The sequence below is a fragment of the Acinetobacter sp. AOR43_HL genome (genome assembly GCF_027854635.1).
GTDB classification, from domain to species: Bacteria; Pseudomonadota; Gammaproteobacteria; order Pseudomonadales; family Moraxellaceae; genus Acinetobacter; species Acinetobacter pittii.
Genome location: NZ_JAKTHX010000029.1, coordinates 399,292 through 422,671, shown reverse-complemented (window position 1 = coordinate 422,671; position 23,380 = coordinate 399,292). Strand labels below are relative to the sequence as shown.

Here is a 23,380-nt window from a genome sequence, read left to right as displayed (position 1 = left end):
ACCCAAAAGTTATTAGATAGTTATAAGGCTCGGGATAATACTAAATATAAATAATAATGAGAATTGTTTTTATTAAAAAAACTTGATTTAATACTACCTATCTTAAAATTAGTTAATTTAATGAGATAAGAAAGAGATTTATTTTACTTATCAAGTACATCAACAAATTGAGCATTTAAGAGTTGTGCTAGATCTTTCGGGTTTAAGCCAATATCTAGTCCCCGTTTCCCTCCACTCACATAGATTTTGCTGAACTCTTGTGCAGATGCATCAATAACGGTTTTTAAGCGTTTCTTTTGACCTAACGGACTAATCCCTCCGACCAAATATCCTGTTAAACGTTCAGCGTCTTTAGGATTAGCCATTTGCAATTTTTTACAGCCAAACGCCATAGCCACTTTTTTTAAATTTAATTGGTGATTAACTGGCAATATTGCAACAAAAAAATTCTTATCATCGCTAACCATCAATGTTTTGAATACTTCCCTTACATCTAAATTTAGTTTTTCTGCTGCTTCTAATCCAAAACTTTTAGCATTTGAATCATGTTCATATTCATGAATAGAAAATTCGATTTTATTACTTTTTAACAGTCTACATGCAGGAGTCATAATAAGTAGTGTTATAGATGAAATTATTTGGATTATAGTTTTTTTAGAAAAATTTTTAAATTCGCTTAGGCTATTTACAAGAATTACATAAAAAATCAAACAGCAACTGAATAAAAAATAATCTCAACTTGATATTCATGGCTCGACTCCATATATTTTATTTAGATTTAAGTCTGAGCTGACAATTTTATGAGTTATAAACACAACAATCTGATGGCTATGCGTCACCGTTTTTGGGATGAATCTTCAGATTATGTCTTAAATGAAAAGCAGTTTTTACAGCAGACGTTAATTGAACAACGCATCTTTAATAACGCAACACTCGAGGATGTTAAGTATTTTTTCTATACCTTACCCAGCATTATTATTGTAAAAGCTCATGCACTTGGTTTTATGCATGATTCAGTCAAACAAATGTTATTACTGCATATTCAGTCCAATCGCCTTCACTTAATGCAAAAGTCTGAATTGAAGATCCAATTTAAAATGTAATTTAAGTTTTTGTGAAAGATCCGTTTTTACCCTAGTTTTACTCACCTGAACGCTGTAAGTTTCTTAAATTTTAAAATTGCTTAGGCTATTTTAAAGTTAATGAAATAAAGATAGCCATTTCGACTGATCATTCAGTCTGAGAGAACTATTTTAATACGCTCAAAACATGTAATATTCGTTACAATTTTAGATCACCAGCGTTTGGCTGCATGATGCGCATAGGATTCTATTTTCATGTCAAATCAGAAAGATAAGCTTAAGAGTTTAAAAACTTCTTCCATGGATCGACGCTTATCAATCGCGAAAGCTTCTTTACTTGCAGGAACACGTTGGGCAACTGCAAGTGCCTCTTCTTTATTTTCTAATGAGGAAGAAAAAGAAAAGAAACGCAAAAAAGCGATGAGCGAGCAAGCTAATTATCTGGTTTCTGAAATAGGTAAACTTAAGGGTTCTATTGTTAAGATTGGCCAAATGATGGCCCTTTATGGTGAGCATTTTTTACCTGAAGAAATTACACAAGCACTAAACACCTTAAATAACCAGACAGTTGCTTTAGATTGGCCTGCAATTAAGCCGCACCTTCAAGAGCAATTGGGCGCTAAATTAAATGATTTAACAATTGATCATGAGCCAATTGGTACGGCCTCTCTCGCACAAGTACACCGTGCAACGCGTAAATCAGATGGTTTAGAGTTAGTTTTAAAGATTCAATATCCGGGCGTTGCAAATGCTATTGACTCCGATATGAGCTTGTTTAAAAACATGCTTAAACTGACGCGTATGGTTCCACAAACCCGTGAATTTGATCAGTGGTTTGATGAAGTACGTGAAATGATGCATCGTGAAGTTGACTATGATGTTGAAGCTTCCACTACTCGTCGCTTTGGTGAACGCTTAAAAGATGATGAGCGCTATATTGTTCCTACAATTGTAGATGAATATTGCACAAATCAAGTGCTCTGCATGACTTTTGAACGTGGTGTACCAATTAATAGCCCTGTGATGTTGTCATTACCTCAGGAACGTCGTAATCAACTCGGTGAAGCGTCATTAGAGATTGCGGTTCGTGAAATTTTTGAATGGGGTGAAATGCAAACTGACCCTAACTTTGGTAATTACCTTGTTCGTTTAGGTAATGGCCAAGACATTCAAGACAAAATTGTATTATTAGATTTTGGTGCTATTCGCCAGTTTGATGAACACTTGCTATCAGTTGCCCGTCAACTCATTCAGGCAGGTTATCAACATAATAAAGATGCAATGGTCAAAGCCATGACTGGTTACGAGTTCTTTGATGCAATGCCTGAAAGTATTAAACCAGGTATGGCTGATGTCTTTTTACTTGCTACAGAAGCATTCAGTACTCCTGCAAATAACCCAGATATGCCCGCTGGTCTTATGGATGAACACGAACGTTATGACTGGAAGAAAAGCCAGCTTCATAGCCGTGTTATGCAACAAGCTAGTAAATCAATGGCTTCACGTTATTTTTCAGTTCCGCCAAAAGAGTTTATGTTTATTAGCCGTAAATTCATTGGAGCCTACACATTTATGACGGTTATTGATGCAAAAACCAATGTGCGACGTATGATTCGTAACTTTGCTTGATTTAATGAAAGACTAGAATGATTCCATGTCATTCTAGTCAATCCTTCTCGGCTCCCCAACATTACAATTATTTTAAATAAATAAAATCAAAAACTTATAATTTTCTTATTTTCTATTTACCATTTATCTACTCATTTTTCGAATGTCAGTAACGACATAGTTTTTTAATATAAGGCGTGTCAGCATAAAACAATAACAATGTGTTAGGACACCATAATCATGACAAGTATGATCAATAAAGCTCAGGGTTTGGGTTTATCGCTGATCACAAGATTGGCTGGAAGCGATGTACTTGATCAACTCAAGTTGCGTAAATTTGTTGAAAAATCTCTTTATCAAGGTTCAAAAGCTGGCTTTAGAGCATTAACGCAGACTCAAAAAGCATTTAAGCCCGAGCAAATCTCTCAACAACGTTTACCTCGCCAACAAAAAAATTTATTTGATTTAAGTTTAACCGAAGAACAACAAATGACTTCTGAAGCAATGTCTCAATTTGCTCAAGAGGTTTTATTGGGGTTAGCTCATAATGCCGATCAGGAAGCTCAGTTTCCTGAAAGTCTTTGGCAATATGTTGAAGATTTAGGACTTAACTACTATGCACTTCCAGAAGCACTCGGTGGAGTAGCGGCCGAACAAAATATCGTTAGTAACTTATTAATTGCTGAAAAACTAGCTGAAGGTGATTTCAGTCTTACAGCAGGATTACTCAGTACATTTAGCGTTATTAATGCAATCACACGTTGGGGTTCTGCTGAAGTTCAGTCGATGTACCTACCATGTTTTGCAGAAGACTCAGACATTACAGCAACTTTTGCTGTTCAAGAAACAACTCCAGCATTTAACCCTTATGTTTTAAAAACAAAAGCATCACTTGAAAATGATCAGTTTTTTATTGATGGTGAAAAAACATTAGTGATTTTAGGCGATTTAGCTGATGTATTTTTAGTAAGTGCAGACTTTAACGGCAAGCCAGACGTATTCGTCGTGCAGTGTAATGAAACAATTTCAATAAAAAACACTCCGGCCATGGGTCTTAAAGCGACAGAAACAGCAACTCTTCGCTTTAATCACACTCCTGCTCTACGTTTAGGTGCAACAGATTTTGATTACACAGCCTTTGTAGATTTAGGCAACTTAATGTGGTGTGCAATGGCTGTAGGTACATGTGAAGCTGTAAAAGCTTACTGTATTAAATATGCCAATGAACGAACCGCGTTCGGTGAACCTATTTCACATCGTCAAAGTGTCGCTTTCATGATTGCAGATATGGCAATTGAAATTGATGCAATGCGTATGTTGATTTTAAATGCAGCAAGCCTTGCAGAGTCAGGCAAGCCATTTCACCGCGAAGCTTACTTAGCCCATCTACTTTGTGCTGAAAAATCCATGAAAATTGGCACAGACGGTGTGCAAATTCTTGGTGGACATGGTTTCACAAAAGAACATCCTGTTGAACGTTGGTACCGCGATTTACGGGCTACTGCAATTTTACAATCTGGCTTACATGCTTAAAAGATCAATCAGAGGATACTTTAATGAATTTACAAAATCCTAAAAAATTCAAAATGATGATTGATCAGGCACATGATGTTGCGATCAATGTTTTACGCCCTATTTCTCGTAAATATGATAAAGCTGAACATGCATATCCAAAAGAACTTGATATGCTCGCCTCTCTCATCGATGGCATGAATGAAGGTGGTGAAGGAATTAATGCTGGTGCTGCGGGTGCTGGAAAGCGCGGTGATACCGACAATGAAGGTATTCGCAATGGAACCAACATGTCGACCGCTCTTGGAATTATTGAGATGTGTTATGGCGATACAGGCTTATTACTGAGTATGCCTCGTCAGGGTCTTGGAAACTCAGCAATTGCTGCTGTCGCAAATGATGAGCAATTAGAACGGTTCAAAGGAACATGGGCAGCAATGGCCATCACCGAACCGGGTTGTGGCTCCGACTCTGCCGCTATCCGTACCACAGCAACCAAAGATGGCAATGACTACATTCTAAATGGTGAAAAGATTTTTGTAACTTCAGGCGAACGTGCAGATTCTGTCGTTGTTTGGGCTACGCTCGATCGCAAACTTGGACGTGCAGCAATTAAATCATTTGTCGTACCTAAAGGTACGCCCGGTATGAAGGTCGAACGTCTCGAACATAAATTAGGAATTAAAGCATCAGATACAGCAGTCATCAGTTTTATTGACTGCCGTGTACCAGCAGAGAACCTTTTGGGTAATGCCGAAGTGGATGTTGCTAAAGGTTTCGCCGGAGTAATGGAAACTTTTGACAATACACGCCCTCTAGTTGCAGCAATGGCAATCGGTTGTGCGAAAGCTTCACTAGAGCGTATTAAAGAGATTTTTAAAGATCAGCTTGATCCTGACTACTCGACTCCCTATCTGCATGCTTCTAACCTTGCAGCACAAATCTACCGTATGGAGGCTGAATGGGAAGCTGCTCGTCTGCTCATGTTAAAAGCAACATGGATGGCTGATAATAAAAAGCCAAACTCTAAAGAAGCTTCTATTGCAAAAGCAAAAGCAGGTCGTGTTGGTAACGAGATCACTTTAAAATGTGTCGAGTTAGCAGCAAGTGTTGGCTATAACGAAGATGAATTACTTGAGAAATGGGCACGTGATTCAAAAATTCTTGATATTTTTGAAGGTACTCAGCAAATTCAACAATTAATTATTGCACGTCGTGAGCTTGGTAAATCTTCAAGTGAATTAAAATAAAAAAGAAGCAAGAGAATCTAAACTCTCTTGCTTCATAACGCTAAGATTTATCTAAAAAATAAATCCCTCTAATCAAATGATTAGAGGGATTGGTATTTCAGGATATATTATTTATTCAATTTTTATGCTTCTAATGATTTATCTACTGCACCAAATTTTTTGAAGATTTTTGCACGTCGTTTTGGTGAAATATTCGCTTTGTTCAAATCACCTTTATAGTGATTAAAAACTCGCTTATCCATTATTTTGAACCACAACGAAGGAATTAACGCAGGTAATAACATACTTGCATAACCACTTGGTAATTCTGGCGCCTCATCAAAATGACGTAATGCTTGGAATGGACGAGTCGGATAAGCATGATGATCTGAGTGACGCTGCAACTGGTACAAGAATAAGTTTGTTACTACGTTATTGTTGTTCCAGCTATGCTCTGGCATTGTACGTTCATATTGACCATTTTCTTTTTTCTGACGCAGTAAGCCATAATGTTCAATATAGTTAATAATTTCAAAAAGACTAATGCCGTAAAATGCTTGTGTCGCTAAATATGGAATTGTACTTTTACCAAACAGTCCCACCATAGAGGCATGAAAAGCAGCACTCATTCCCCAGCCTTGTAATAATTCATTATCTGCTGACCAGAACTCTTTTCCTTTACGTTTTAAACGATTTTTCTCGATTTCAATTGCAGACTTAAAAGAACCCACAACTGTACGTGGCCAGAACTCATAAAATGTTTCACCCATCCGTGAAGAAGCCGGATCTTCAGGAGTTGCTGCACGTTTATGGTGTCCATAAGGATGTTCGATACGGAAATGGTTATAACCTGTAGGAACCAAAGCAAGATGAGATAAAATATGATCAATACGATCATGCTTATGGCTTAATTCATGGGCTGTATTAATCGCAATACCATTAATCGCCCCCATTGAAACACCGAGCAAAATTTTATCAATGAATGATGTAGTTTTACGACTTGTTAAATAACATGCATAAACATTTGCAGCATATTGCAATGGAATAAAACTTTTCACAAGACGTGAGTAATATGGATCTTTTTCTAAAAGCTTAATTTCTTCATCAGTCGGATTACGTGCATCCTTCCCAATAACAGTATCAATTGCAGGGATCACAACATGTAATAAAAGCGGACCACCTAAAGCGAAAACTTTTTTTAATGGACGTGGACCAAAATGGTAACCAGCTAAAATACCTAAACCAATTACAGGTAGAGCTGGACTAATCATCCATAAATAGCGCTTACGATCTATCTCACGCATAGACGCTGGCACTGGCATAAGTTCTTGCTGAACATTTACTGGTGCATTCATAGTCATATTTCCTTTTTCTATATATCTATATAGTTAAAGAAATAGTACTTACTTAACAGTAGTAACCGTCCAAAAAACCTATTTCAAAGTCTTTGGCATTTTCTTCCACTTTTTTGTCCTAAAAACACATGTTGATCTATTCTCATAGCTCACTATAATTTTATTAAAATAATGATTGATCATTTAAAGATGGATGCACTAAGTAAATTTTTTGATGATATTCACCTTAATAAGTCTGAATACATCTATTTAAAAGCACAAGGAGAATGGGCTTTTAAAACACAAGATCAATCTGCTTTACTTGCCTATATTGTTTTAACTGGTTCAGTATATATTCAACTTAATGCGTCAGAAAAAATAATTGCGACAGCTGGTGATATTATTTTAATTCCTTCTGGAAAAGCACATAATGCCACCGACTCAAAATCAACAGCAACTAAATTAGTAGATTCTCTAGATATTACTTCACTTTTTAATGGCCATAGACAAGACGCGATCGAGTTTGGTACTTCTTCTCCAGATAAAACATTATTACTATGTTTACGCTGTCAGATCGATACTCATATGGCAGGTCCTTTGATTAATGCATTGCCTTCTATCATGCATATTCAGCACGAAAATCAAACCAACCCACCAGAATGGCTACAAATTGGGCTTTATTTTTTAGCAATTGAAACTCAAAAAATCAGGCCGGGACATGACAAAATTATTGATCATTTAGTCAGTATTCTTCTCATTGAGTGCATTCGTGATCATGTTCAACAAATGACTGATCAACAAAACTGGCTAAGTGCGTTAACCCATCCTGAATTGAGTAATGCCCTATCCGCTATTCATAGCCAACCAGAAGTCGCTTGGACAGTTGAATCTTTAGCAGAACGATGCTGTATGTCACGGTCCAAATTCGCAAATCTATTTAATAGTATTATTGGGGAACCACCTCTAACTTATTTGCAACATTACCGTTTTCGTTTAGCAAGTCAGTACTTACGCACAAGTAATTTTTCAATTCAGCAAATATCAAACAAAGTCGGCTATTCATCCGAGACTGCTTTTAGTCAGGCCTTTAAAAGAATTTTTGATTTATCACCTAAACAATATCGACAGCAATATATCGAACATCATCTTGATTAATAGAAAATAAAAAAAGCGCCGAAGCGCTTTTTTTATTTGATCAAATTATTATTTAATTTTTGCATGTGATTTTAAATATTGGCTGTAATCTTCCAATATTTGTTGGCCACGAGATTGACGATAAAGTTGTTTTAGCTGTTGTAATTGATCAGCAGGAATAGCATTAGCGGCTGATGAATTTACATTTGAAACTGCAACGACTACCAGCTCATTTGGTAAGTTTGCTGTTGTAACAGACCACATACCCGGTTTAGGGGTAGCTAAACTAAATGCTGCACGTTCAATTTCACGCTTTAAACCCTGTGAACGACTAAATACGCCTGCTGATTCAAATGCGACTTTATTTTTAGCAACTACTTGTTCTGCTGGTTGAGTTTTAAACTCAGTCAACATGGTAGCAATTTTTGCTTGGGCTGCTTTACGCGCTTTTGCATCGATAACTTTGGCTTTTGCTTCATTCATCGCTTGCGCTAATGGTTTTACACCAGCTGCGTGGTAATCACGTACTTTAACCCATACCGTATCACCATTTGCTAATTGAATATTAGATGATGCATTACGGTCACCATTTTTCACATCATCATTAAATAACTTAATTTTGACACTTGGATCACTTAAATATGGGTTTTGAGTTGCTAAAGTTACACCATTCAATGATTCAACTTTTGCACCTTTTACTTCTTGTACAACAGCTTCTAAAGAATCATTACCAACAATTGTTTCATTCAAACTGTTTACAGCATCTGAATAAACCGTAGCAACTTTATTCTTTTCAACCTCAGCCTTTAAACGCGCTTTCTCAGCTTCAAATGAAGGGATTTGGTTAGCTTGAGTTTCTGCTTCAATAATATGATAACCATATTGTGTTTTTACTGGCTGCGAAACTTGTCCATTTTTCAAACTTAAAACAGTTTTATCAAATGCATCCGAGAAAACACCTGGAGCATATGCTTCAACTAAACCACCTTTTGCTTTTGAACTAGGATCTTCAGAGAACTGCGATGCAGCTTGTGCAAACGATAGACCACCCTGAATTTTTGCATAAACTTCTTTTGCAAGTTTTTGTGCAGTTGCATCATCACGAGCATCAGTAGTAATTAAAATATGCTTTACAGTTCGTTTAGCATCTTTTTTCTGAGTTTCAACAAACTTTGCATAAGCTTGCTGAAGTTCAGCTTCAGTTGCAGGAGCTGGTTTAGCCATCATTGATGGAGATAAGACAACATAATCAACATCAACCGAAGCCTGTTGCTTAAATTCATTTTGATGCTTGTTATAGTAATCTGTAGCTTCTTGATTAGATGCAGTTAAACCTGTTTTGTAAGCATCTAATTTAATACTAGCTAAATGTAACGTACGTTGTTCAGTTTGCAAATTCGCAATTTGCATTAGATCAACTTTACTTACTAAAGAGTAATCAGCAAAGGTTGACGTTAACATTTTCAAAGCATGATCTTGACGTAGGCTTGCTATTAAACCCTGACTCGTCATGCCAATAGAACGTAAGTAATTTTCATAGAGTTTTTGTGAGAATTGACCATTCTCTTGCAAACTAGGCTGCTGAGCTAACATTTGCTCAATTTGAGCATCACTCAAAGAGATACCTAATTTTTCTGCTTGCTGTATTAATAGATTACGTGACACCAAAATATCGAGTGCCTTAGCCTGAATGACAGGCAAATTAAGTAAACTTTCATCCCCTTTAACAGCAGCTAAATATTGTTCTTTGTAAGACTGAGTTAAAGTTTCAAGGTCTTTTTTAGATATTTCTTGGCCGTTTACTGTCTTAGCAACATCAGCCTTGTTTCCCCTATTAAAATATCCTTCAATACCTACAAGTGCTAAAGGGGTCAAAAACAAAATTAGAAGGACTTTGCCGAGCCAACCCTTAATGACTGTACGAAACGATTCCATAAGTATTCCAATATTTTATTTCGAGGAGAATTTTAACTGAAAAACCACAATCAATGAATGAGCAATATTGGTCAATTCAGATATTTAATAAAAAACGCGCCTATATTGGCGCGTTTATTCATCTTAAAAGATTAAGCTACTGAATCTTTAAGACCTTTACCAGCTTTAAAGCTAGGTACTTTTGTTGCTTTAATTTGAAGCTCTTCACCAGTTTTAGGGTTACGACCAGTGCGTGCAGCACGTTCTTTAACACTGAAAGTACCAAAACCAACTAAAGTTACTGTGTCACCTTTTTTAAGTGCTTCAGTAATTGACGCAATTGTCGCATCGAGTGCCTTGCCTGCATCAGTCTTAGATACTCCCCCTTTTTCAGCAATTGCATCGATTAATTCTGATTTATTCATGAATAAAACATCCTCTTAATATCGTTTGTTTAAGGTCCAAGGCTATAGTTTAAAAGGCCATGACGCCTTTATAGCAATGCTTTAGGGGAAAACGCAATACTAGAGCAGGGCTTTTAGCAAAAATAAATGCTAAAAAACTGTTATATATTTGCTAAATCCCAACATTTTTTTACTTTTTATTCAATTTTGCTTTCAACTGTTGATTTTCTTCTATTAAAGCATCCACTTTAATATGCAGTTGTACGAGCAGTTGTTCGATGTGTTGCAAATCCTTCGGTGTCACCAACCCAATACGGTTTAAAGAGTGATTAACACTCGTATCAAGAATCTTTTCTACTCTGTCTTTTGTTTCAGATACAGATTCTTTTGCTTTTTCTGTGACCTTGCCAACAGTATTGTCTGCCAAGTCTCCAGTTTTTGATTCTAGCTCCTCACCCACTTTAACCAAAGAATCAAAGAGCTTATTTCCCTCTTCTTCCGCACGTGAAAAAGCACCAAGTCCTGCTAGCCAAATTTGCTTAGTATACTTCCTAAAATCTAAAGCTGATTTTCTTGAACTTTTTGATTTTAATTTATTTTTTTCTTCCGACTCTTCTATCTGGGTATCTGTATTTGCATTATCCATTAATCTAAACTCCTAATCAGATGAGAGAAATGATGACTGATTTGACCACAAAATATTTCTATAATATCAAAGTAAAGACTTGATCCATTTACAAAACTGTTCTACAAAGCAAATAAGTCATGTAAATATATTTAACACGACATTGTGTTAAGTTTGGGATAGGATGTCCCATTCTTCGGTTAATTGCTATTTCTAAGGATAAACTTTTATGAGTGAAACGCAACAAAGACAAAAACATCCGCGTCTGTTGCTGAATATTGTTCTAATTATTTTAGAAACTTTTTTTTCATTTATTCTCACCCACGATGGTGCCCTTCGCTTGCAAGCGAAAAAGCTTATTTTGAACAAAACAACGATTCGTATTAATAGCTATTTACCTTTCTTTGACTTCTATGTTCAATTTACAGAAAAAGGTTTGTTATTCGATATTCATTCTTTTGATAGACGTATTGATCTTGAGATTAATAGTACGCTTATCGATTTAATTAAAATTTTTGGTTTTTCTAACCAACGCAGTCTTAAAAATATGCGTATTGATGGTGATGAGGAAACGAAAAAGGAACTTCTAGATTTAATTTCTCATTTAACTCTTCCAAAATTGCTAGTTGACTGGAAACAGTGGTTTAACACTCCAGATGATGAAGCTGAAACCCTTGCTTCACGTAAACGGATCGCTCCATTACTTGAGAAAATTGATCAACAAAGATCAGAGATCAACTCCCTTCACGTGGAAATTAAACAGTATCAAAATCGAATTACTCGCTTACAACGACGTCAACGAAATATTAACTTCTCCTTTGGTATAATTAGCCTAATATTTATTGTTTATTTCATATATAATTTGTGGGTTGCCTAATTTATTTTTCTATTTTGTTCCTACACTTGAATTAAAAATAAAAAAACTTGACTATTTTAGTCGGGATTCATAAAATCCTATTATCTAGTCTTAACATGTGTATCGAATCATGCGCCTTACAACTCGCGGTCGCTACGCAGTGACTGCTCTACTTGATTTAGCTTTGCAGCCAACTGAACAAACGATCACGCTCGCCGAAATTGCCGCACGCCAATCCATTTCAGTTGCTTATTTAGAACAGTTATTCGCAAAACTTAAGCGTCATGGGTTAGTTTCTAGTGTTCGTGGTGCAAATGGTGGTTACCATTTGGCTCGAAATGCTGATGAAATTACTGTGTTAGAAATTATTGAAGCTGTAAATGAAACGGTTGATGCAACACGTTGTGACCATAAAGGTAACTGCCAAAATGGTGCAATGTGTCTCACTCATGATTTATGGCAAGAACTCTCTCATCATATTGCCGACTATTTAGCAAAAATCTCTCTTGCCGACCTCATTAGCCGAGACAACGTTCAAACTGTTGCATTACGCCAAAATGTGACTGGCACAGATTCAGCTCTTTTATCGGGTACAGGTATTTGATATGAAACGTCCAATTTATCTTGATTACGCAGCAACCACTCCAGTAGATCCGCAAGTTGCAGAACGTATGATGGAGTGTTTAACTTTCGACGGTACCTTTGGTAATGCTGCGTCTCGTTCCCACGCTTATGGCTGGCAGGCAGAAGAAAAAGTTGAATATGCACGTGAGCAAGTAGCAAATTTAATTAAAGCTGATCCACGTGAAATCGTTTGGACTTCTGGTGCAACTGAATCAGATAACCTTGCCCTTAAAGGTGTAGCTCAATTCTATGCATCTAAAGGCAAACATATCATTACAAGTAAAATTGAACACAAAGCTGTTCTAGATCCTTGTCGTGAATTAGAAGAACAAGGCTTTGAAATTACTTATTTAGAGCCAGAACCACAAACCGGTTTAATCACTCCTGAAATGGTTAAGGCTGCCCTTCGCCCAGATACTATTCTTGTTTCTCTTATGATGGTAAACAATGAAATTGGTACAGTCACAGATGTAGCGGCGATTGGTGAATTAACACGTGCCAACAAAACATTTTTCCACGTAGATGCAGCGCAAGCAGCTGGTAAAGTTGATATCGACTTATCTACGATGAAAATTGACCTTATGAGTTTCTCTGCTCATAAAATTTATGGTCCAAAAGGTATCGGCGCATTATATGTACGTCGTAGCCCGCGTGTTCGTCTAAAAGCACAGATTCATGGTGGTGGTCATGAGCGTGGTATGCGTTCTGGTACTTTGGCTACTCACCAAATCGTTGGTATGGGTGAAGCTTTTGAAATTGCAGGTAAAACAATGCATGCAGAACAAGAGCGTCTCCGTAAACTTCGTGACAAACTTTGGAACGGTTTACAAGACCTTGAACAAGTGTTCTTAAATGGTCACCCAACTCAAAATGTTGCAAACTATTTAAATGTTAGCTTCAACTTTGTTGAAGGTGAATCTTTAATGATGTCTCTTAAAGATGCTGCTGTATCAAGTGGTTCTGCTTGTACTTCTGCAACTTTAGAGCCTTCATATGTTCTTCGCGCATTAGGTTTATCTGATGAGCTAGCACACAGCTCAATCCGCTTTAGTTTTGGTAAATACACAACTGAAGAAGACATTGACCACGTGCTTACAATTACCAAAGCCGCTGTTGAGAAATTACGTGAACTTTCTCCGCTTTGGGATATGTATAAAGAAGGTATCGATCTTTCTACAGTTGAATGGGCAGAACACTAATTATTGAAATTAGTGTTTTAACCCTCATATTAATATTAGGCTGACCCCGAGGTTTGGAGAAGCGAAATGGCTTATAGCGAAAAGGTAATTGATCATTACGAAAACCCACGTAATGTTGGTGTTTTAGATAAAAACTCTGAAAATGTTGGTACAGGCATGGTGGGTGCACCTGCATGTGGCGACGTGATGCGTCTGCAAATTCAGGTAAATGATAGTGGTGTGATTGAAGAAGCACGCTTCAAAACTTATGGTTGTGGTTCTGCAATTGCATCAAGCTCACTTGTAACTGAATGGTTAAAAGGTAAGACTCTTGATGAAGCTCAAGCGATCAAAAATATTGATATCGCAACTGAGCTTGCTCTTCCTCCAGTAAAAGTTCACTGCTCTGTACTAGCTGAAGATGCAATTAAAGCTGCGATTGATGATTACCGCAGTAAAAAATCTAAAGCTTAATTTGTTACCATTGTAAACGTTGGAGTTTTCATGATTCATTTAACTGAAAATGCTGCGACTCATATTAGCAATTACCTTAAAAATCGAGGTAAGGGTGAAGGCATTCGCGTGGGTGTGAAAACTTCTGGTTGTTCTGGGTTGGCTTATGTTCTCGAATTTGTTGATTCTGTCGATGAACATGACCAAGTTTTCGAACAATTTGGCGTTAAGGTTTTTGTAGATCCAAAAAGTCTTGTCTATTTAGAAGGCTTAGAAATGGACTACGTAAAGAATGGCCTTAACGAAGGGTTCGAATTTAACAATCCCAACAAAAAAGGTGAATGTGGTTGCGGTGAGTCTTTCACTGTATAACTCCCTCTTCTCCTTCCATCCTTTTCATTAAAACAGTGACTTTTTATAGCACTGTTTTAATGTATTTAATTAACGTGGACCTCCTTTCTAATGAATCATTTTGAGTTGTTCAATTTACCCGTAGAACTCGATATCGATTTGGCGAGCTTAAAATCTAGTTTCTTAAGTTTGCAACAGCAATATCACCCAGATAAAGCAGAAGATAAAGATCAGGCATTGATCAAATCAAGTGAAATCAATCAAGCTTTTAAAGTACTTTCGCAAGTAGATAGCCGCGCTGCTTATCTATTAGCGTTAAAAAAGCAAGATCATCACCTTGATCAATCCATTAGTGATTTTGAGTTCCTACAATCAGCTCTAGAGCTTCGTGAGCAACTTGATGAAGCAACTTCACAAGAGCATTTGAGTACTCTTAAGCAAGAAGTTTTTCAGTGGATTGAAGGCTTAGTTCGCGAATTTAAAATTGACTACTCAGATGAAGATTGGGGCGAAGCTCGAGATACTGTACGTAAATTACGTTTCTTTCAGCGCGTTCTTAACGATATTGAAAAAGCAGAAGATCAACTGTTGGATGATGAAGACAACTTTGATTTAGACGATGATTTTTAATTTGCTTTTTCCAATTTATATTCAAAGGATTTAACTCATGGCACTTTTGCAAATTGCTGAACCGGGTCAATCCAGTGCCCCACATGAACACCGCATTGCGATTGGTATCGACCTAGGAACAACACATTCTTTAGTTGCGACAGTGTTATCAGGCAAACCAAAAGTCCTTAACGACGAAAAAGAAAGACGACTTCTTCCTTCTATTGTGCATTATGGAAATGATGTCACTCATTATGGTGAAGAAGCAAAACCTTTCATTATTGCTGATCCAAAAAATACAATTGTTTCTGTAAAGCGTTTCATGGGACGCTCAAAAGCAGATATCAAATTTCAACACCCATATGAATTAGTTGGTTCTGAAAATGAGATGCCAGCTTTCGAGACACGTTCTGGTCGTAAAACGCCTGTTGAAATTTCAGCTGAAATTTTAAAACAACTAAAAGAACGTGCTGAATCTAGTTTACAAAACCCAGTAAATGGAGCCGTAATTACTGTTCCAGCTTATTTTGATGAAGCACAACGTCAAGCAACACGCGATGCTGCACAGCTGGCTGGGTTGAATGTACTACGTCTTTTAAATGAGCCAACTGCTGCTGCTGTGGCTTATGGTTTAGATCAAGAAACGAATTTAGCTACAGATCATAACTATGTGATTTATGACTTAGGTGGTGGTACTTTCGACGTATCAATCCTACGTTTTTCACAAGGTGTCTTTGAAGTATTAGCTACAGGTGGTCATACTGCTTTAGGCGGTGATGATTTAGATCGTCTCATTGTTAAGTGGGCTAAAAAACAATTAAATATTGATACGCTAAGTGATGAAAACTATGCAGTATTTATTGTTGCTGCTCGCCAAGCAAAAGAACAGCTCTCTACACAAGAATCTGTTCAGTTAAAACTACTTAAAAATGTACTAACACTTGATCGCTCAACCTTTGAGAGCATTATTCAAGTTGCTTTAGACAAAACAATCAGTGTTTGCAAACGTGTTTTACGTGATGCAAAACTTGAATTATCAGATATCCAAAATGTTGTTTTAGTAGGTGGCTCTACCCGTTCGTATGCTGTTCAGCAAGCAGTTCGCAATGTGTTTAATCAAGAACCACTTTGCACGATTAATCCTGATGAAGTAGTCGCGATTGGTGCTTCTATTACAGCCAATCAATTAATTGGAAACAGCCAAGACGGCTCACTACTTTTAGATGTTACTCCTCTTTCTCTTGGCTTAGAAACCATGGGTGGATTAGTAGAGCGTCTTATTTCTCGTAATACAGCTATTCCAGTTGCTCGCCGCCAAGAGTTTACTACTTATCAAGATGGCCAAACTGCCATGCTGATTCATGTAGTTCAAGGTGAAAGAGATTTAGTCGAACACTGTCGATCGTTAGGAAGATTCGTTCTTCATGGCATTCCTCCAATGACTGCTGGTCAAGCACGTATTGAAGTTACCTTTCAGGTAGATGCAGACGGCTTACTTACTGTTTCAGCTCGTGAAACGACTTCAGGTGTACAAGCTCAAATTGATATTAAACCATCTTATGGTTTATCAGAGTCTGACACTGAACGCTTGTTAATTGAAGGCTTCCAACACGCAGAAGAAGACAAAAATCTGCGTCATTTAAAAGAAACCAAAGTTGAAGCTCAACGTGAGCTTGAAGCATTAGAACAAGCCCTGAAAGTTGATGCTGATTTACTCAATGATGAGCAACTCGAAGCACTTAAAGCCGCTGAAAACTCGCTTAAAGTACAACTTGAAGGCAATGATATTCAAGCAATTGAAAAAGCTGTAGAACAACTTAAAGTACATAGTGATGCTTTTGCTGCACTACGTATGAATCGACATATTGACCACGCCTTAAAAGGTACAAAACTTGAAGATTGGTCAAATTCAAACTAAAGGTATAGGTGATCAATATGCCCCGCATTAAAGTACTTCCTCACGCTCAATTTTGTCCTGAAGGTGCAGAATTTGAAGTTGAACAGAATGCAAATCTTTGCCAAAGTTTGCTTGATCGAGGAATTAAAATCGAACACGCATGTGACATGTCATGTGCTTGCACTACCTGTCACGTAGTAGTTCGCAAAGGTTTTGATAGCCTAGAAGAAATGGATGATGTTGAAGCAGACCTTTTAGATCGCGCTTGGGGTCTTGAACCAGATTCTCGCCTTTCATGCCAAGTAAAAATTGTTGATGAAGATTTAGAAATTGAGATCCCTAAATATACAATCAACCACGCTTCAGAAAATCATTAATCGTGTTAATAAAAAAAGCTGCTTTTAAAGCAGCTTTTTTTATGTTTTATAAACTCTAAACCTGATCTTGCTGGTCTATTTCTAAAGGTTTAACTTCATCTTCAAGTCTTAACTGCGCTATACCTTGAGTATTCACTAAAGTTTGTTGAACTTTAATTCGTTGAATCATTTTTTCAAGCACTTCTACTAGTTCAGGATATTCATAGTTTTGTACTTCCTCTAAATTAAGTACCAAGTGAAAGCCTTTATACTCATAATCAAACCATTGCTGATGATCTGACTTATTCCCTGTATATTTCTCCATCACTTGCCATGTCTTTACGGCACCTTGAATACCTTTTAGATAAATCGGTGTTTTAGGTGCGCACAGGAAATCACTTTTGATTAATTGATAAGTATCATCTGAAATTAAGATTTCATCTATTTCAGCAGCATATTGCAGACGTGCCGCTAAATTCACATCACGCCCCACAATCGTATAAGCCATACGATGGGTTGCCCCATAATTTCCTACGTGGCAATAACCAGTACTAATACCCATTCGGATATGCAATGCTGAGTAACCCATTTTTTTCCAGCGCTCGCGCAACAATTTCATTTGCTGACGCATAGCGATTGCCATTTCTACACAGGCTTTGGCATCTTGCTCCACACCTTGTGAATTCGGATCACCAAAAAATATGAGAATGGCATCCCCCATAAATTTATCAACTGTAGCTTCATACTGTTTAGCAATTTCAGTCATATGGCTTAAATAATCATTAAGCAAAAATGCCAAATCATCTGGAATCAAAGTTTCTGATAACTCTGTAAAACCCTGAATATCAGAAAAAAACACTGTCATTTTTTTACGCTTATATTCAATCTTTGCTTCAGCCTCACCGCGCATAATAGACTGCCACAACTGTAGTGGCGCATAACGGCTTAACTGATTAGCAAAAGCAATATAGCGGGTCATTTGGTCATAGTAATGTTGACGCTGCTGACTGATTTTTTTAACCCAGCGATGCTGGTAGTAGTTTCCGATGGTAATAAACATAACCAAACCAAGAAGTGTAATTACAGTCAACTCTTGGCTAGTAGGCTCAAAATATGTATAAAAACCAAATAAAAAGAAAGTACTTAAATAAAAAATAATCGCGCCTAACAAACTGGTCAAACAAATGACTGCGAAAGAAATACGACTATTAATTGCTGAATAAAATAATGCGAAGAGTGCAATAAATGTAGGCACCAAATTAAGATGCAGACCTGCTAAGGTAACTGCTACAACAATTGCATCGATTGCAAAGAAAACACTTTTTTGAGTTTTTTTATCGAATTGGTACTGAAGCCAGTGTTCTAACTTCGAACTAATAAAAAGCAGAAATAGGAAAAAAGGTGGAACATAGATCTGATAATTAGTATTAGGTGAGGTAAAAGCATAGATCACTAAAATTAATGACAGAATTGAATATCCCATCAAACGATGAAAATATGCAAACTGCTTAGGCTCTCTATCGATAAACCTCTCTAATTGCACCCTATCCTCCACACCTCAATGTAGCCACATTCATATAAATGTGGCATTGCATTGATTTAGTCCATGCGCCAATCAAATGGCATATCACCTTGACCACGTAACGCAAGCATAAGAGTTTGACGCATATGAGCCAGCACATCATTTGTATAAGGAACCGCAGGTGTACCCCATACTGGTTTAGGCCATGCAACATCATTCTGATAACGTACCACATGATGGAAATGCAATTGAGGCACCATATTGCCCAAAGCTGCAACATTCATTTTATCAGCGCGGAATACACGAGATAGCTGGCTAGATAACCAACTTGATTCGCGCAAAAACTGTTCTTGGTCAGCTTGGCTCAACTCATATAATTCTGTGATTCCCGGCACACGAGGGATTAAAATCAGCCAAGGGAATTGCATATCATTCATTAAACGACATGTTGAAAGCGGGAAATCGCCTACAAAAAAAGTATCTTGAGCAAGTTGTGGATGCAAACTAAACATATCTTTTATAAATGACAATAAACAATAATGGCTAATACTATCACATCAGTTTTGATGTGAGTATTGCTAGTGTCTGGTTTGATTACAAATAACAATGATTTTATGCACTTATTCCCCCAATAGACCGAGAAATCGTGCATAAAATTCTGTTATCAACATATAAAGGATTTGTATAGAATGAAAATCACTTTAAAACACTATTCAAGCATGTAATTCATTCAATAATTTCGCTAATAAATCATTAATAAATTGGATTCGTTTTTCCTGCTCTTCAAGCTGAACCATAACCTTTAAACGTTGACCACCTTCCATACGATAATAGGTTGGATGCTTTTGCATGAGTTGAATAATACTGATGGCCTGAACAGGTGTATCAGGCGAGAATTCAATATTGCCACCTTGAGTATTAATATCGATTTTAGTAATCCCTAACTGTTCAGCTTTCAGTCGAATTTGGTGAACACTAAATAAGTGTTTAACTGATTGCGGTGGAACCCCAAAACGGTCAATAAGCTCCATACGGATATTGTCGAGCTTTTCTTGGGTATCTGTATTACTAATACGCTTATAGAATAATAAACGCTGATGCACGTCACCTAGGTACTCATCTGGAATAAGAGCAGGTATGTGTAAATTAATTTCTGCTGTTAATGATAAAGGTGCATCAAAATTCGGCGTTTTCCCTTGCTGAATCGCTTTAGTAGCTTTTTCCAGCATTTCCATATACAAGCTATAACCAATTGCCTGCATTGAACCACTTTGCTGCTCACCTAAAAGCTCACCTGCGCCTCGAATTTCTAAATCTTCTGTAGCCAACATGAAACCAGCACCAAGAGTTGAAGCACGTTGGATTGCATCAAGGCGTTTTTCAGCATCACCTTTTAAATGCTTTATCGAAGGAACCAATAAATAGGCATAAGCTTGGTGATGTGAACGTCCTACACGGCCACGTAATTGATGTAGTTGAGCTAAACCAAGTTTGTCAGCCCTTTCTATCAAAATAGTGTTGGCATTTGGAACATCAATTCCGGTTTCAATAATGGTTGAGCATACCAATACATTGTATTCTTTGTGATAGAACTGTTGCATGACTTGCTCAAGTTCTCTTTCCCTCATTTGTCCGTGTGCAACAGCTACACGAGCTTCAGGGACAAGCACACGAATATTTTCAGCTGCTCTCTCAATCGTATCAACTTCATTGTGCAAGAAATATACTTGGCCACCACGTAGTAACTCACGCAAAATCGCTTCTTTAATCGACGCTTCAGTATGTTCTTGTACAAAGGTTTTAACAGCTAAACGACGGGCTGGCGGTGTAGCAATGATAGATAAATCACGCATTCCCGAAAAAGCCATATTAAGCGTACGTGGAATTGGTGTAGCTGTAAGCGTTAGCATATCTACATCTGCACGTAATGCTTTAATACGCTCTTTATCACGCACCCCAAAACGGTGCTCTTCGTCGACCACCATTAAGCCTAAATCTTTAAACTGTACATTTTCTTGTAAAAGTTTATGGGTGCCCACCACAATATCGACTTTGCCTTCAGCAAGGTCTTCAATATTTTTCGTATGGGTTTTATTTGAACCAAAGCGTGATAATACTTCAATACGAACAGGCCAGTCGGCAAAGCGGTCTTTAAAAGACTCATAATGCTGTTGAGCAAGTAATGTCGTCGGTACTAATACAGCGACCTGCTTACCATTTTGCACCGCAACAAATGCTGCTCGCATTGCAACTTCTGTTTTACCAAAACCAACGTCCCCACAAACAAGTCGATCCATCGGTTTAGCTTGTTGCATATCATAAAGCGTCGCTTCAATAGCATTGGCTTGATCAAGTGTTTCTTCGTACGCAAATCCACTCGCAAATTGCATATAAAGTGACTGATCGACTTCAAAACCAAAGCCAGGTTTTGACTGGCGACGTGCTTGTATATGTAGCAACTCTGCTGCAACATCATGAATTTGTTCTAAAGCTTTACGTTTAGCCTTACTCCACGCGTCAGTTCCAATTTTGTGTAATGGTGCTAAATCTGGATCTCCGCCACTATAGCGGCTAATGAGGTGCAAGTTAGTCACGGGCACATAAACTTTTGCCTCTTCAGCATAGTCTAGTTGCAAGAATTCATAATCTTGCCCTTCAATTGCCAAAGTAATTAATCCAGCGTAACGCCCTACACCATGGTCAATATGAACAACAGGAGCACCTATGCTTAATTCGGTCAAACTACGAATTAGGAATTCTTCTGAAACTTCTTGCTGACGTTTACGACGACGTTGGACTACCCGATGCTCATATAACTGATTTTCTGAAATAACAGACAATTCATCAGTTAAAAGCAAACCACGGTCTAATGGCGCATTCGTAATCGCAATCGCAAACTGACTTTTCTGGAATTGCTCAAAACTATCTACACTAGGAATATCTCCCAGACTGGCACGCAAACCATCTCTTAAACTTTCTCGTCGACCAGCACTTTCTGCAACCAATAAAACAGGATGATTTGCTTCATCAATATATTTTTTAACTACGGCAAATGGTTTGTCTTTTTTCGGATCAACTGGCAACTTAGGTGGTTGCTCAACCTTAAGATTTAGAGCCCCAACTTTTTCTTCAACTGCTTCAGCACTCACAAGCATACGTGGGAACTGATTTAAAGCACTTAGTAAGTTATTTGGTGCAATAAATAACTCATCAGGTGGGAGAATTGGCTGGTCTGCATTGTGGCGTCTATCTTCATAGCGACGGAAAACTTCTTTCCAAAAACTGGTTAAATCAGTATCCACATCATTATTTGTAATTACAATGCAATTCTTTGGAAAGTACGTTGTGAGTGTACTTTGAGATTGCATGTAAGTTTTATCAAAAAATAACGGTAAATAAAACTCGATTCCTGGAGATGCGATTCCATCAAGAACATCTTGGTAAATTGGGTTTTTCTTAGGATTTGCGGTGGGAAAAAGTTCAGAATAACGATCTCTGAAAATGGAACGAGCTTCTTTTAATGGGAACTCTTTCGCGGGAAGAACTGTAAAACTTTTTAAAGTTGTGGTGGTTCTTTGTGTTTCTGGATCAAAGAATTTTAAAGTATCAATTTCATCATCAAATAGGTCAATACGGATAGGTGCATCCTGACCAGATGCAAAAATATCCATAATGCTGCCACGTACAGCAAACTCACCATGGTCATAAACCGTATCTACTAAATGATACCCAGCTTGTACTAACCGTAGCTTCTGTTGTTCTAAATCAAATTTTTGCCCCACACGTATATCAAAATGCTCACCTAAAACCCAAGAATATGGTGCAACTCTTTGAGCTAAAGTGCTTGCTGAAATGAGCAATACACCTTTTTGCGGCATATTGGATAATATCGCGAGTCGTTCTGAAACAATATCTTGATGAGGTGACAAGCGGTCATACGGCAAAATTTCCCAATCAGGGAAAATTGTCGGTTTTATGCCATAAAATTCAAGTTCACTTTCTAACTGAGCAACATGTTGGTTATTTCGAGCCACCACCACGAGCAAAGATGAATGCTGAACAGCAATTTCTTTGAATAATAATGCAGCAGATGAACCTAATAACGACCCTACCCAACGCTTTTCACCGGCTTTGAGCTGTTGTAAATTCAATTGAGAGATTTCTTGTTGAAACATGTATATGGCTTTTATCAGCTAAGAAGATATGAGCTCAATAGTAGCATGATGTTTTTAGTGAAATGAGTTATTTTTTTGAAAATCAAACTACTAGTTGGCCCTACTTTTTATATTTTTTAATCAATCAACTATGATTATTTATCACGCAAAAACAAAACGTAATATTGATTTAAAATTTGTATAATCGCTTTGAGTTGAAGTAGCTTTTCTTGAGTATTTTCCAATCTTGCAACATAGCGCTGTGTTGCGATTTCTAGATCTATCTTTTCATTAATTTGTGGCGTAATTTGAAATAACTTTTGAAGATTATCAAAATTCTGTAATTTACGGTTTGAGAAATATTCAAGATGCTCTGACCACTTCTGATTAATCACTACATCATTAATGATAGGCCCACGTTCAGAATCAAATTTTAATTGATTCTCTTGCAAGTAAATTTGTTCAGATGTCTCTTTCGAGCCTTGAAAAAGCTGCGTTATCTTTTTAAACATTTCATCACATCATATTTATTTCAATT

General features: G+C 37.3%; 22 protein-coding genes. 13 read left to right on the top strand and 9 right to left on the bottom strand.

Annotated features, from left to right (window positions below):
* Nucleotides 1-143: 143 nt before the first annotated feature.
* On the bottom strand, nt 144-611 hold the full coding sequence (gene ybaK / locus MKL33_RS13875) for a Cys-tRNA(Pro) deacylase (protein WP_270907285.1): 468 nt from the start codon (nt 609-611) through the stop codon (nt 144-146).
* Between the two features lie 189 nt (nt 612-800).
* On the opposite strand from ybaK, the gene MKL33_RS13870 reads away from it, so the two are divergent.
* From MKL33_RS13870 to MKL33_RS13855, 4 genes are all read left to right on the top strand, one after another.
* Entirely contained in the window at nt 801-1,103 is a 303-nt protein-coding gene (locus MKL33_RS13870; protein ID WP_060465712.1) for a hypothetical protein, read from the top strand.
* A 234-nt stretch (nt 1,104-1,337) separates the two neighbouring features.
* Nucleotides 1,338-2,711: an ABC1 kinase family protein gene (locus MKL33_RS13865; RefSeq protein ID WP_199984319.1), complete on the top strand. Its 1,374-nt coding sequence runs from the start codon at nt 1,338-1,340 to the stop codon at nt 2,709-2,711.
* Nucleotides 2,712-2,939: 228 nt separating this feature from the next.
* Complete coding sequence (locus MKL33_RS13860) at nt 2,940-4,223, top strand: acyl-CoA dehydrogenase family protein (RefSeq protein ID WP_171254249.1); 1,284 nt, start codon at nt 2,940-2,942, stop codon at nt 4,221-4,223.
* 23 nt (nt 4,224-4,246) lie between these two features.
* A complete protein-coding gene (locus MKL33_RS13855; RefSeq protein WP_014206631.1) occupies nt 4,247-5,452 on the top strand; it encodes an acyl-CoA dehydrogenase family protein in 1,206 nt (401 codons plus the stop codon).
* Nucleotides 5,453-5,574: 122 nt separating this feature from the next.
* Here the strand turns inward: MKL33_RS13855 and MKL33_RS13850 are convergent, their stop codons facing one another.
* On the bottom strand, nt 5,575-6,786 hold the full coding sequence (locus MKL33_RS13850) for an alkane 1-monooxygenase (protein ID WP_069119302.1): 1,212 nt from the start codon (nt 6,784-6,786) through the stop codon (nt 5,575-5,577).
* Nucleotides 6,787-6,975: 189 nt separating this feature from the next.
* Here MKL33_RS13850 and MKL33_RS13845 point away from each other — a divergent pair, with 189 nt between their 5' ends.
* Nucleotides 6,976-7,920 carry an AraC family transcriptional regulator gene (locus MKL33_RS13845; protein ID WP_016803370.1) on the top strand — a complete coding sequence of 315 codons (945 nt, stop codon included), beginning with the start codon at nt 6,976-6,978 and terminating at the stop codon, nt 7,918-7,920.
* A gap of 48 nt (nt 7,921-7,968) precedes the next feature.
* Here the strand turns inward: MKL33_RS13845 and MKL33_RS13840 are convergent, their stop codons facing one another.
* The 3 genes from MKL33_RS13840 to MKL33_RS13830 all read right to left on the bottom strand — a co-directional run bounded on the left by MKL33_RS13840 (nt 7,969) and on the right by MKL33_RS13830 (nt 10,863).
* Entirely contained in the window at nt 7,969-9,834 is a 1,866-nt protein-coding gene (locus tag MKL33_RS13840; protein WP_270907157.1) for a SurA N-terminal domain-containing protein, read from the bottom strand.
* A gap of 131 nt (nt 9,835-9,965) precedes the next feature.
* A complete protein-coding gene (locus tag MKL33_RS13835) occupies nt 9,966-10,238 on the bottom strand; it encodes an HU family DNA-binding protein (protein WP_001043034.1) in 273 nt (90 codons plus the stop codon).
* Between the two features lie 169 nt (nt 10,239-10,407).
* Nucleotides 10,408-10,863 carry a phasin family protein gene (locus MKL33_RS13830; RefSeq protein WP_005069443.1) on the bottom strand — a complete coding sequence of 152 codons (456 nt, stop codon included), beginning with the start codon at nt 10,861-10,863 and terminating at the stop codon, nt 10,408-10,410.
* Nucleotides 10,864-11,071: 208 nt separating this feature from the next.
* Between MKL33_RS13830 and MKL33_RS13825 the strand changes: the two genes are divergently transcribed.
* The 8 genes from MKL33_RS13825 (at nt 11,072) to fdx (ending at nt 17,187) form a co-directional block, all read left to right on the top strand.
* Nucleotides 11,072-11,719 carry a hypothetical protein gene (locus MKL33_RS13825; RefSeq protein ID WP_270907156.1) on the top strand — a complete coding sequence of 216 codons (648 nt, stop codon included), beginning with the start codon at nt 11,072-11,074 and terminating at the stop codon, nt 11,717-11,719.
* 109 nt (nt 11,720-11,828) lie between these two features.
* Nucleotides 11,829-12,302, top strand: a complete 474-nt coding sequence (locus MKL33_RS13820; RefSeq protein WP_002117915.1) for an Rrf2 family transcriptional regulator — start codon at nt 11,829-11,831, stop codon at nt 12,300-12,302.
* Between the two features lies 1 nt (nt 12,303).
* Nucleotides 12,304-13,521 carry an IscS subfamily cysteine desulfurase gene (locus MKL33_RS13815; protein ID WP_002117998.1) on the top strand — a complete coding sequence of 406 codons (1,218 nt, stop codon included), beginning with the start codon at nt 12,304-12,306 and terminating at the stop codon, nt 13,519-13,521.
* A 66-nt stretch (nt 13,522-13,587) separates the two neighbouring features.
* The gene (gene iscU / locus MKL33_RS13810; protein ID WP_002117907.1) at nt 13,588-13,974 is read left to right on the top strand and encodes a Fe-S cluster assembly scaffold IscU; all 387 of its coding nucleotides are present in this window, start codon (nt 13,588-13,590) and stop codon (nt 13,972-13,974) included.
* Nucleotides 13,975-14,004: 30 nt separating this feature from the next.
* Nucleotides 14,005-14,325: an iron-sulfur cluster assembly protein IscA gene (iscA, locus tag MKL33_RS13805; protein WP_002117986.1), complete on the top strand. Its 321-nt coding sequence runs from the start codon at nt 14,005-14,007 to the stop codon at nt 14,323-14,325.
* A 90-nt stretch (nt 14,326-14,415) separates the two neighbouring features.
* The gene (hscB, locus tag MKL33_RS13800; protein ID WP_005076214.1) at nt 14,416-14,934 is read left to right on the top strand and encodes a Fe-S protein assembly co-chaperone HscB; all 519 of its coding nucleotides are present in this window, start codon (nt 14,416-14,418) and stop codon (nt 14,932-14,934) included.
* A 37-nt stretch (nt 14,935-14,971) separates the two neighbouring features.
* Nucleotides 14,972-16,831 carry a Fe-S protein assembly chaperone HscA gene (hscA, locus tag MKL33_RS13795; RefSeq protein WP_270907155.1) on the top strand — a complete coding sequence of 620 codons (1,860 nt, stop codon included), beginning with the start codon at nt 14,972-14,974 and terminating at the stop codon, nt 16,829-16,831.
* A 17-nt stretch (nt 16,832-16,848) separates the two neighbouring features.
* The gene (fdx, locus tag MKL33_RS13790; RefSeq protein ID WP_009387062.1) at nt 16,849-17,187 is read left to right on the top strand and encodes an ISC system 2Fe-2S type ferredoxin; all 339 of its coding nucleotides are present in this window, start codon (nt 16,849-16,851) and stop codon (nt 17,185-17,187) included.
* 55 nt (nt 17,188-17,242) lie between these two features.
* Here the strand turns inward: fdx and MKL33_RS13785 are convergent, their stop codons facing one another.
* From MKL33_RS13785 to MKL33_RS13770, 4 genes are all read right to left on the bottom strand, one after another.
* The gene (locus MKL33_RS13785; protein WP_005069459.1) at nt 17,243-18,709 is read right to left on the bottom strand and encodes an adenylate/guanylate cyclase domain-containing protein; all 1,467 of its coding nucleotides are present in this window, start codon (nt 18,707-18,709) and stop codon (nt 17,243-17,245) included.
* Between the two features lie 56 nt (nt 18,710-18,765).
* Entirely contained in the window at nt 18,766-19,200 is a 435-nt protein-coding gene (locus tag MKL33_RS13780; protein WP_002117900.1) for an HIT domain-containing protein, read from the bottom strand.
* A 201-nt stretch (nt 19,201-19,401) separates the two neighbouring features.
* Nucleotides 19,402-22,863: a transcription-repair coupling factor gene (gene mfd / locus MKL33_RS13775; RefSeq protein WP_270907154.1), complete on the bottom strand. Its 3,462-nt coding sequence runs from the start codon at nt 22,861-22,863 to the stop codon at nt 19,402-19,404.
* A gap of 134 nt (nt 22,864-22,997) precedes the next feature.
* Nucleotides 22,998-23,354: a hypothetical protein gene (locus MKL33_RS13770; RefSeq protein ID WP_270907153.1), complete on the bottom strand. Its 357-nt coding sequence runs from the start codon at nt 23,352-23,354 to the stop codon at nt 22,998-23,000.
* Nucleotides 23,355-23,380: the final 26 nt, after the last annotated feature.

Coding starts and splice junctions, on each gene's coding strand:
- ybaK (WP_270907285.1), bottom strand. CDS start 611: ATGACTCCTGCATGTAGACTGTTAAAAAGTAATAAAATCGAATTTTCT.
- MKL33_RS13870 (WP_060465712.1), top strand. CDS start 801: ATGAGTTATAAACACAACAATCTGATGGCTATGCGTCACCGTTTTTGG.
- MKL33_RS13865 (WP_199984319.1), top strand. CDS start 1,338: ATGTCAAATCAGAAAGATAAGCTTAAGAGTTTAAAAACTTCTTCCATG.
- MKL33_RS13860 (WP_171254249.1), top strand. CDS start 2,940: ATGATCAATAAAGCTCAGGGTTTGGGTTTATCGCTGATCACAAGATTG.
- MKL33_RS13855 (WP_014206631.1), top strand. CDS start 4,247: ATGAATTTACAAAATCCTAAAAAATTCAAAATGATGATTGATCAGGCA.
- MKL33_RS13850 (WP_069119302.1), bottom strand. CDS start 6,786: ATGAATGCACCAGTAAATGTTCAGCAAGAACTTATGCCAGTGCCAGCG.
- MKL33_RS13845 (WP_016803370.1), top strand. CDS start 6,976: ATGGATGCACTAAGTAAATTTTTTGATGATATTCACCTTAATAAGTCT.
- MKL33_RS13840 (WP_270907157.1), bottom strand. CDS start 9,834: ATGGAATCGTTTCGTACAGTCATTAAGGGTTGGCTCGGCAAAGTCCTT.
- MKL33_RS13835 (WP_001043034.1), bottom strand. CDS start 10,238: ATGAATAAATCAGAATTAATCGATGCAATTGCTGAAAAAGGGGGAGTA.
- MKL33_RS13830 (WP_005069443.1), bottom strand. CDS start 10,863: ATGGATAATGCAAATACAGATACCCAGATAGAAGAGTCGGAAGAAAAA.
- MKL33_RS13825 (WP_270907156.1), top strand. CDS start 11,072: ATGAGTGAAACGCAACAAAGACAAAAACATCCGCGTCTGTTGCTGAAT.
- MKL33_RS13820 (WP_002117915.1), top strand. CDS start 11,829: ATGCGCCTTACAACTCGCGGTCGCTACGCAGTGACTGCTCTACTTGAT.
- MKL33_RS13815 (WP_002117998.1), top strand. CDS start 12,304: ATGAAACGTCCAATTTATCTTGATTACGCAGCAACCACTCCAGTAGAT.
- iscU (WP_002117907.1), top strand. CDS start 13,588: ATGGCTTATAGCGAAAAGGTAATTGATCATTACGAAAACCCACGTAAT.
- iscA (WP_002117986.1), top strand. CDS start 14,005: ATGATTCATTTAACTGAAAATGCTGCGACTCATATTAGCAATTACCTT.
- hscB (WP_005076214.1), top strand. CDS start 14,416: ATGAATCATTTTGAGTTGTTCAATTTACCCGTAGAACTCGATATCGAT.
- hscA (WP_270907155.1), top strand. CDS start 14,972: ATGGCACTTTTGCAAATTGCTGAACCGGGTCAATCCAGTGCCCCACAT.
- fdx (WP_009387062.1), top strand. CDS start 16,849: ATGCCCCGCATTAAAGTACTTCCTCACGCTCAATTTTGTCCTGAAGGT.
- MKL33_RS13780 (WP_002117900.1), bottom strand. CDS start 19,200: ATGTTTAGTTTGCATCCACAACTTGCTCAAGATACTTTTTTTGTAGGC.
- mfd (WP_270907154.1), bottom strand. CDS start 22,863: ATGTTTCAACAAGAAATCTCTCAATTGAATTTACAACAGCTCAAAGCC.
- MKL33_RS13770 (WP_270907153.1), bottom strand. CDS start 23,354: ATGTTTAAAAAGATAACGCAGCTTTTTCAAGGCTCGAAAGAGACATCT.